Genomic DNA, 8,016 nt, shown 5'->3' with positions numbered 1-8,016 from the left:
ATCTTCATTGCCTCATTCGAACGCGGCCGGCAAACCCGGTGGTTCGCATAAAACAAAACCCCGCCAAAAAATGACGGGGTTTGTCAGCAGTCTGAAGCCCGCGGATCATCTCCGCGGGCTTTTTGCATTTGTGACAAGAGGTCGTGGCCTGAACTTTCGCCGGTGTTCCGGCGCCGTTACCGGCGGCCGAACCGTAGATCGTCCTCGATATCTGCCGTCTGGCCGAGGCGCGTCTTGTAGACCTGATAATTCTCCATCACCCGCTGTACGTAATTGCGGGTTTCGGGGAAGGGGATGCGCTCGATCCAGTCCACCACCTCATCCAGCGATTTGCCGCGCGGGTCGCCGTATCGGGCAATCCAGTCCGGCACGCGGCGCGGGCCGGCATTGTAGGCGATGAAGGTGAGGATGTAGGAACCGCCAAAGCTGTCGATCTGTTCGCCGAGATAATGGGCGCCCAGTGTGGCGTTGTAACCGGCATCGGTGGTGAGTTTGGCGGCGGCATAGGTGATGCCGTGGCGGCCGGCGACGCCCTTGGCCGTACCGGGCAGGATCTGCAAAAGGCCGCGCGCATCGGCCGGCGAGATTGCCGCCGGATTGAACGCGCTTTCCTGGCGGGCGATGGCATAGGCGAGCGCCTTGCCGGAGCCGGCAATGTTTGCCGAAGAGGGGATGACGCCGGTCGGATAGGCCAGTGCCGCCACCTCGATGCCGCGTGCGAAGGCGGATTTGCCGATGGCGAGCGACAGCGCATGGTCGCCGTTCTTTTCGGCGCGTGCGGTCAGGATGGCGAGTTCGCCCGGGCTGGAAATCTCGTCGGCAAGGGCGCGGTACAGCGCGTTTGCGCGGCTGTCGTGGCCGGCCGCATCCAGCCGGTCGATGGCGCGAACCACCTCGCGGTTTTCGAAATTGCGGCGATCTGCGTCGGTCGGCGAGGGGTAGGAAACGTTCAACACCTTGGTGCCAAGTTTCGCCGCCGCCAGCTGGCCATAAAACGTTCCGGAATATTGCGCGGCCTGACGATAGAAATCCGCCGATTTTCCTGGGCCGCCGGCTTCTGCGGAACGGCCAAGCCAATAGAGCGCACGCGAAGCGGAAAGCGGCCGCGTAGAAGTGTTCAGGATGACGCGAAAATGTTTTTCGGCAACCGTCGGGTTCTTGAGCGCGCGCAAGGCGTACCAGCCGGCGTGGAATTCCGCGTCAACGATATCGGTGGCGGCAGTTGCCGTGTGGCGCGAGGCAACACGATAGGCCTCCGAAAAATCACCCTTGTCGGCTAGGCCGCGGGCGATGATGCGGCGCTCGTTCCACCATTCGCCACCGTTGACGAGGCGGGTGGCGTCACGCGGCGCCTTGTCGAGCAGGGCAGCTGCCTCGCGGTAACGGTCCTGATGGCGCAGGTTTTCGATCGTCGCGAAGATATGGGCCGGGTCCTTGCTCCAGTTGGCGGAGGCCATTTGCAGCAACTGGTCGGCGTTTTTGGCCTTTGTGGCAACGGCTGCCCATGCCTTGTAAAGCGACTGCGCGCGGCCGAGATTGCCGAACCGCTCGGCCTGTGCCGTGCGACCACGGTACATCAGGTAATCCATGCGGGCCTTGTGGTCGGCCGTGGAGAGAAGAGCGGAAAATTCCTTGAGGATCCGGTCCTCCGTGCCCTTGTCCAGCGCTTCGCCGGTCCAGATCGTGCGCAGCACGGTCGCCGCGCGTTTGCTGTCACCGGAAGTAACCAGTGCACGGGCGAGGATGATGGCGCCTTCCGGCGTTTCTGCCGCGCTGTTGCCGAAGGCGGCAAGCACGGCGGCCGGAGCCGGGTTTTCGCGGTAAAGCGCGCGCTCGGAATTGGCGCGCAGGCGGGTGAGACCCGGCCAGCCGCGCAATTCGCGCTGGGCATTGGCGATCTCGAAGGAGGGCACGCCATTGAGGCCGGAGGTCGCGATCGCCCAAGTCAGGATCTGGCGATCAAGCGAACCGGCCGGCAGGCTGTTGCGGGTGGCAATGGCTGTGCCGGCATCACGGGCGGAAAGCGCATCAAGGCCGGTTTTCAGCTGGCTGACGACACCGAGGCGACCGCCCCTTTGCGGCAGCGAAGGCGAGGGGATCGAGCCGGTAATGTCGGGCGCTGTCATGGGGGCCGGGGCAGGCGCTCTCGACAGGGGGGCGCCCGGTTTGACAAAAGGCAGTGGCACCGGGCCTTCCGGCAAGGGCGCAGCCATGCTCATGCGCAGGTCGAAAAGGCCAGCGGTCAATCCGAGGCCGAGGCCTGCCAGGATCAGAACATTTTTTCTCATTCACCGTCCACGAACTTTTGGGCCTGAAACTGTCTTGACCGCCCCGTCGGCAGCTTCGGCAAATCCTCATATCCTTGTCGGATCACGTGCTGTCATACGTAATCCGGTATCCTGTCGATTAGGGTCCAGCCCGATTAACGATTCCTTACCGTATTCCGGCAAATGCGTGCTTTTCCCTCGCGGTTGCGTCACGAAAGCGTCATGGCTGCGCTTGTCGGCGGATCGACAGCAATCTATGGTGCCCGCCGAATAGGATATTGCCTATAAAATTGGATTAGGGCCGAAGCATGGATCGCGAGAGATTCAGAGGCCGCCGAGGAGAGTTTTTGCATGTTCAAGGGATCGATGCCCGCTCTTGTCACCCCGTTCACGACGGAGGGCGCGGTCGACGAGCAGGCCTTTGCGGACCATGTGGATTGGCAGATCACCGAAGGGAGCAGCGGTCTTGTGCCCGTCGGCACCACGGGCGAATCGCCGACCTTGACGCATGCCGAACATAACCGCGTCGTCGAACTCTGTATCGAGGCTGCAGGCGGCCGCGTGCCGGTCATCGCCGGCGCCGGTTCCAACAACACGCGGGAATCGATCGAGCTTGCCGTGCATGCGGAAAAGGCAGGCGCCGACGCCATTCTCGTCGTTACGCCCTATTACAACAAGCCAACCCAGAAGGGCCTGTTCGCGCATTTTTCGGCCGTTGCCGAAGCGACGAAACTGCCGATCATCATTTACAACATCCCGCCGCGCTCGGTCATCGACATGAGCCCGGAAACCATGGGTGCGCTGGTCAAGGCGCACAAGAACATTGTTGGCGTCAAGGATGCGACCGGCAAGATCGAACGCGTGTCGGAGCAGCGCATCACCTGCGGCAAGGATTTCGTGCAGTTGTCGGGTGAGGATGCAACCGCGCTCGGGTTCAACGCCCATGGCGGCGTCGGCTGCATTTCGGTGACGGCAAACGTCGCGCCGCGTCTCTGCGCCGAATTCCAGGCAGCAACCGCTGCCGGCGATTTTGCCAGGGCGCTGGAGTTTCAGGACCGCCTGATGCCGCTGCACAAGGCGATCTTCCTGGAACCGGGCCTGTGCGGCGCCAAATATGCGCTCAGCCGCACGCGCGGCATGAACCGCACGGTGCGCTCGCCGCTGATGTCGACGCTGGAGCCGGCAACGGAAGCGGCAATCGATGCAGCCCTGCGTCATGCGGGCCTCTTGAACTGAGGCCTGCCGAAGCGTCGCTGAACGGCGGCGCTTCACATTCGGCACGGCAAGCACTAGATATGAGAACAAGAACCCCGGTCTGTGCCCAAGGCCGGGGACTATCATTTCAAAAGGGCGACACGGAAGCATTCTCATGGCACCCAGAGGCAGCCAGCGCACAGTCAACAAGATCGTGGCGGAAAACCGCAAGGCGCGGTTCAACTACGAGATCGTCGATACCTATGAAGCGGGCCTGGTGCTGACCGGCACCGAGGTAAAATCGCTGCGCGAAGGCAAGGCCAATATCGCTGAATCCTATGCCTCTGACGAGGGTGACGAAATCTGGCTGATCAACAGCCATCTGCCGGAATATCTGCAGGCCAACCGCTTCAACCACGAGCCGCGCCGTCGCAGAAAACTGCTTCTGTCCAAACGCGAGATCAGCCGCCTGCGCGCCGGCATCAACCGCGAAGGCATGACGCTTGTGCCGCTCAAAATCTATTTCAACGAAAAGGGCCGGGCGAAGCTGGAGCTGGCGCTCGCCAAGGGCAAGAAGCTGCACGACAAGCGCGAGACCGAGAAGGAACGCGACTGGAACAGGCAGAAGTCGCGGTTGCTGAAGACGGGTTGATCCTTTCCCGTCCGTCTCAATGGAAAAAGCCGCGTTCCGGTGAGGGGCGCGGCTTCTGTTTTCTTAAAGTTCGGCGGGTTCCACCGGTTCGACCGGGCGCTGTGGCCGTTCGGACGGATCGCGTCCGATTTCGGCTCTCAGCGACGAAAGGTCGATGAAGTGGTCGGCCTGGCGGCGCAGGTCGTCGGCGATCATCGGTGGCTGGGTTGCCATCGTCGAAACGACGGAAACTTTGCGGCCCTTGCGCTGAAGGGCCTCCACCAGCGTCGTGAAATCGCCGTCTCCGGAGAAGATGACCAAATGGTCAGCGGTCTCCGATTGCTCCATGGCGTCGATTGCCAGCTCTATGTCCATATTGCCCTTCACCTTGCGGCGACCCATGGAATCCGTGAATTCCTTGGCCGGTTTGGTGATGACCTTGTAGCCGTTATAGTCGAGCCAGTCGATCAACGGGCGGATGGACGAGTATTCCTGATCTTCGATCAGAGCTGTGTAATAATAGGCGCGCAGGAGATAGCCGCGCTTCTGAAAAGCCTTCAGCAGCTTACGATAGTCAATATCGAAGCCGAGGCTTTTTGAAGCTGCGTAAAGATTCGCGCCGTCTATAAAAAGCGCAATCTTCTCCCTAGGGTCGAACATTAAACCTCCACTCCCTTAAAAATACGTGGCGGGATCGGCCAACAATCCGGTTTACGCGATTTGTAGCTTGATCCGCAAGAATAAGTGTTACATTACGTAATGGTGATATAAAAGTGATTTATGCTGACGCGCCCGGGATTCCAAGCACCATTTGTGGTCATAAGATAATTGTCGTGAGTTGCGGCCAGCGCGCGCACCACCCATGTCAACAAAAACTTGAATTTTGCCGGCAATGCCTGTATCGGGCGTGTCAATCCCTGAAAGACCAATCAAGAAGGACAGGCAATGGCCCGCGTCACCGTAGAAGATTGCATCGACAAAGTTGACAACCGCTTCGAGCTCGTCCTGCTCGCCAGCCATCGTGCCCGCCAGATCTCGCAGGGCGCCTCGATCACCATCGATCGCGACAACGACAAGAACCCTGTCGTGGCTCTGCGCGAGATCGCCGACGAAACCCTGTCGCCGGACGACCTGAAGGAAGACCTGATCCACTCGCTGCAGAAGCATGTGGAAGTGGACGAGCCGGAACCCGATCCGTCGAGCCTCATCGCTGCCAATGCTGCCGGTGATGGCATCGAGGAAGAAGACGCTCCGGAAGCCGTCAATTTCGACCAGATGTCGGAAGAAGAACTGCTGGCCGGTATCGAAGGCCTCGTGCCGCCGGAAAAGAGCGACGATTACTAAGATTGATCGGATCAGGGGCAGGGACTGTTCATTGTCTTGCCCCAATCTGAATATCTTCTCTTGATGGCTGCGCCGGTCCACCGATCGGCGCGCCATTTTTCGTTTCTCCCCCTTTATCTCACGTGGGGGGCATATCGAGGGACCGGTTCCAGAATGATGCGGCAATACGAGCTCGTCGAGCGGGTCCAGCGTTACAAGCCCGATGCGAACGAAGCTCTTCTCAACAAGGCCTATGTTTACGCCATGCAGAAGCATGGCCTGCAGAAGCGTGCCAGCGGCGACCCCTATATTTCGCATCCGCTGGAAGTTGCCGCCATCCTTACCGACATGCATCTCGACGAGTCGACCATCGCCGTCGCGCTGCTGCACGATACGATCGAGGATACGACGGCCACCCGCGCCGAAATCGACGAGCTTTTTGGCGAGGATATCGGCCGTCTGGTCGAAGGTCTGACCAAGCTCAAGCGGCTTGATCTGGTTTCCAAAAAAGCCAAGCAGGCCGAAAACCTGCGCAAGCTGCTCCTCGCCATTTCCGATGACGTGCGCGTGCTCTTGGTCAAGCTGGCCGACCGCCTGCACAACATGCGCACGCTCGACCATATGGCGGCGGACAAGCGCGCCCGCATTTCCGAAGAGACGATGGATATCTATGCGCCGCTTGCCGGCCGCATGGGTATGCAGGATATGCGCGAGGAACTGGAGGATCTGTCCTTCCAGCATATCAACCCGGAAGCGTATGAGACCGTCACCGGGCGGCTGGCCGAACTGTCCGGCCGCAATGAAGGTCTCGTCGCCAAGATCGAGGACGAGTTGCGCGAGCTTCTGGTCGCGCAGGGGTTGACCGATGCAACGGTGAAGGGCCGGCAGAAAAAGCCGTATTCCGTTTTCCGCAAGATGCAGTCCAAGTCGCTGTCCTTCGAGCAGCTGTCGGATGTCTACGGTTTTCGCCTGTTCGTGTCCGAACTGTCGGATTGTTATCGTGCGCTCGGCATCGTTCATACGCGCTGGCGTGTCGTGCCTGGCAGGTTCAAGGACTATATCTCCACGCCGAAGCAGAACGATTACCGTTCGCTGCACACCACGATCGTCGGCCCGTCACGCCAGCGTATCGAGCTGCAGATCCGCACGCGGCGCATGCACGAAATCGCCGAATTCGGCATTGCCGCGCATGCGCTTTACAAGGATGGCGTCGGCAGCGATGGCGAGCTTTTGTCGAAGGAGAGTAACGCCTATTCCTGGCTGCGCCGCACCATCGAACAGCTGGCCGAAGGCGACAACCCGGAAGAGTTCCTCGAACATACCAAGCTCGAGCTGTTCCAGGATCAGGTTTTCTGCTTCACACCGAAAGGCAAGCTGATCGCGCTGCCGCGTGGCGCGACCCCGATCGACTTTGCCTATGCCGTCCACACGGATATCGGCGACACCACCGTCGGTGCCAAGATCAACGGCAGCATCATGCCGCTCGTCACCCGCCTGTCGAATGGTGATGAAGTGGAGGTGATCCGTTCCGGCGTGCAGGTGCCGCCCGCCGCCTGGGAAGAAATCGTCGTTACCGGCAAGGCGCGCGCCGCCATCCGTCGCGCCACCCGCATGGCCATCCGCAAGCAATATTCCGGCCTCGGCCACCGCATTCTGGAGCGCACTTTTGAACGCGCGGGAAAAACCTTTTCCAAGGATGCGCTAAAGCCTGCGCTGTTCCGCCTTGGTCACAAGGATGTCGAGGATGCGGTTGCGGCTGTCGGGCGTGGCGAGCTTTCCTCGCTCGATGTCGTGCGCGCCGTTTTCCCGGATTACAAGGACGAGCGCACCACCATAAAGCCGTCCGCCGATCAGGGCTGGTTCAACATGCAGAGCGCCCAGGGCATGATGTTCAAGCTTCCGGGCGCGCCTCGCACCGCCGAACAGGCGGCTGCCGCCAGCGTGCAGGATGGCTCCGGACCTGAACCGCTGCCGATCCGTGGTCTTTCCGGCAACCTGCCGGTTCAGTTCGCCCCGGCAGGCGCAGTTCCGGGTGACCGCATCGTCGGCATCATGGAAAAAGGCAAGGGCATCACCATCTACCCGATCCAGGCGTCTGCCCTGCAGCGTTTCGATGAGCAGCCGGAAAGCTGGATCGATGTGCGCTGGGATATCGACGAGGCCAACAAGTCGCGTTTCCTCGCCCGCGTGTTCTTCAACACGATCAACGAGCCGGGTACGCTCGCAACCGTCGCGCAGGCGGTGGCCAATCTCGATATCAACATCCGCACCCTCAAGATGGGCAGCAGCCGTGCCGCCGATTTCTCCGAGATCGAGATGGAGGTCGAGGTCTGGGATGTGCGCCAGCTCAATCAGCTGCTGACCCAGGTGAAGGATCTGGATGTCGTGTCGAGTGTTCGCCGTATCTACGACTAAAAATACGGCGTGCGACGATTTCGCGCGCCTTCATGTTTGTTTTTTGCCCATTTCATGCGCAGGCGCAAACGCCTCATTAAGTCGTCATGCATTCAGTGCATGGCTGCCGCATCGCCGTAGCGTTGGTAAAATCGATTGAAAAGCCGTATCTAATGGACATCCAAACCAAGGACCCCAAGGAACTAA

At 60.3% G+C, this 8,016-nt stretch carries 6 protein-coding genes; 4 read left to right on the top strand and 2 right to left on the bottom strand.

Annotation, left to right across the window (positions count from 1 at the left end; translation table 11 throughout):
- Positions 1-176: 176 nt before the first annotated feature.
- A complete protein-coding gene (locus J2T09_RS19525) occupies positions 177-2,288 on the bottom strand; it encodes a lytic transglycosylase domain-containing protein (RefSeq protein WP_373458524.1) in 2,112 nt (703 codons plus the stop codon).
- Positions 2,289-2,618: 330 nt separating this feature from the next.
- Between J2T09_RS19525 and dapA the strand changes: the two genes are divergently transcribed.
- Entirely contained in the window at positions 2,619-3,503 is an 885-nt protein-coding gene (dapA, locus tag J2T09_RS19520; protein WP_306837648.1) for a 4-hydroxy-tetrahydrodipicolinate synthase, read from the top strand.
- Between the two features lie 133 nt (positions 3,504-3,636).
- Complete coding sequence (gene smpB / locus J2T09_RS19515; protein WP_306837647.1) at positions 3,637-4,113, top strand: SsrA-binding protein SmpB; 477 nt, start codon at positions 3,637-3,639, stop codon at positions 4,111-4,113.
- Between the two features lie 63 nt (positions 4,114-4,176).
- Here the strand turns inward: smpB and J2T09_RS19510 are convergent, their stop codons facing one another.
- A complete protein-coding gene (locus tag J2T09_RS19510) occupies positions 4,177-4,752 on the bottom strand; it encodes a LabA-like NYN domain-containing protein (RefSeq protein WP_306837646.1) in 576 nt (191 codons plus the stop codon).
- Positions 4,753-5,037: 285 nt separating this feature from the next.
- On the opposite strand from J2T09_RS19510, the gene rpoZ reads away from it, so the two are divergent.
- Complete coding sequence (rpoZ, locus tag J2T09_RS19505) at positions 5,038-5,436, top strand: DNA-directed RNA polymerase subunit omega (RefSeq protein ID WP_153353201.1); 399 nt, start codon at positions 5,038-5,040, stop codon at positions 5,434-5,436.
- Positions 5,437-5,589: 153 nt separating this feature from the next.
- Positions 5,590-7,830 (top strand): RelA/SpoT family protein, encoded by a 2,241-nt coding sequence (locus J2T09_RS19500; RefSeq protein WP_306837645.1) that lies wholly within the window; start codon positions 5,590-5,592, stop codon positions 7,828-7,830.
- Positions 7,831-8,016: the final 186 nt, after the last annotated feature.

The sequence above is a fragment of the Neorhizobium huautlense genome (assembly GCF_030811685.1).
GTDB lineage: Bacteria > Pseudomonadota > Alphaproteobacteria > Rhizobiales > Rhizobiaceae > Neorhizobium > Neorhizobium huautlense_A.
The sequence above is the reverse complement of the archived record's forward strand: the minus strand, read 5'-3'. Positions and strand labels throughout refer to the sequence as shown.

Bases quoted from the DNA above. Each gene is read 5' to 3' on its own strand.
- J2T09_RS19525 (WP_373458524.1), bottom strand. From the start codon at position 2,288: ATGAGAAAAAATGTTCTGATCCTGGCAGGCCTCGGCCTCGGATTGACC.
- dapA (WP_306837648.1), top strand. From the start codon at position 2,619: ATGTTCAAGGGATCGATGCCCGCTCTTGTCACCCCGTTCACGACGGAG.
- smpB (WP_306837647.1), top strand. From the start codon at position 3,637: ATGGCACCCAGAGGCAGCCAGCGCACAGTCAACAAGATCGTGGCGGAA.
- J2T09_RS19510 (WP_306837646.1), bottom strand. From the start codon at position 4,752: ATGTTCGACCCTAGGGAGAAGATTGCGCTTTTTATAGACGGCGCGAAT.
- rpoZ (WP_153353201.1), top strand. From the start codon at position 5,038: ATGGCCCGCGTCACCGTAGAAGATTGCATCGACAAAGTTGACAACCGC.
- J2T09_RS19500 (WP_306837645.1), top strand. From the start codon at position 5,590: ATGATGCGGCAATACGAGCTCGTCGAGCGGGTCCAGCGTTACAAGCCC.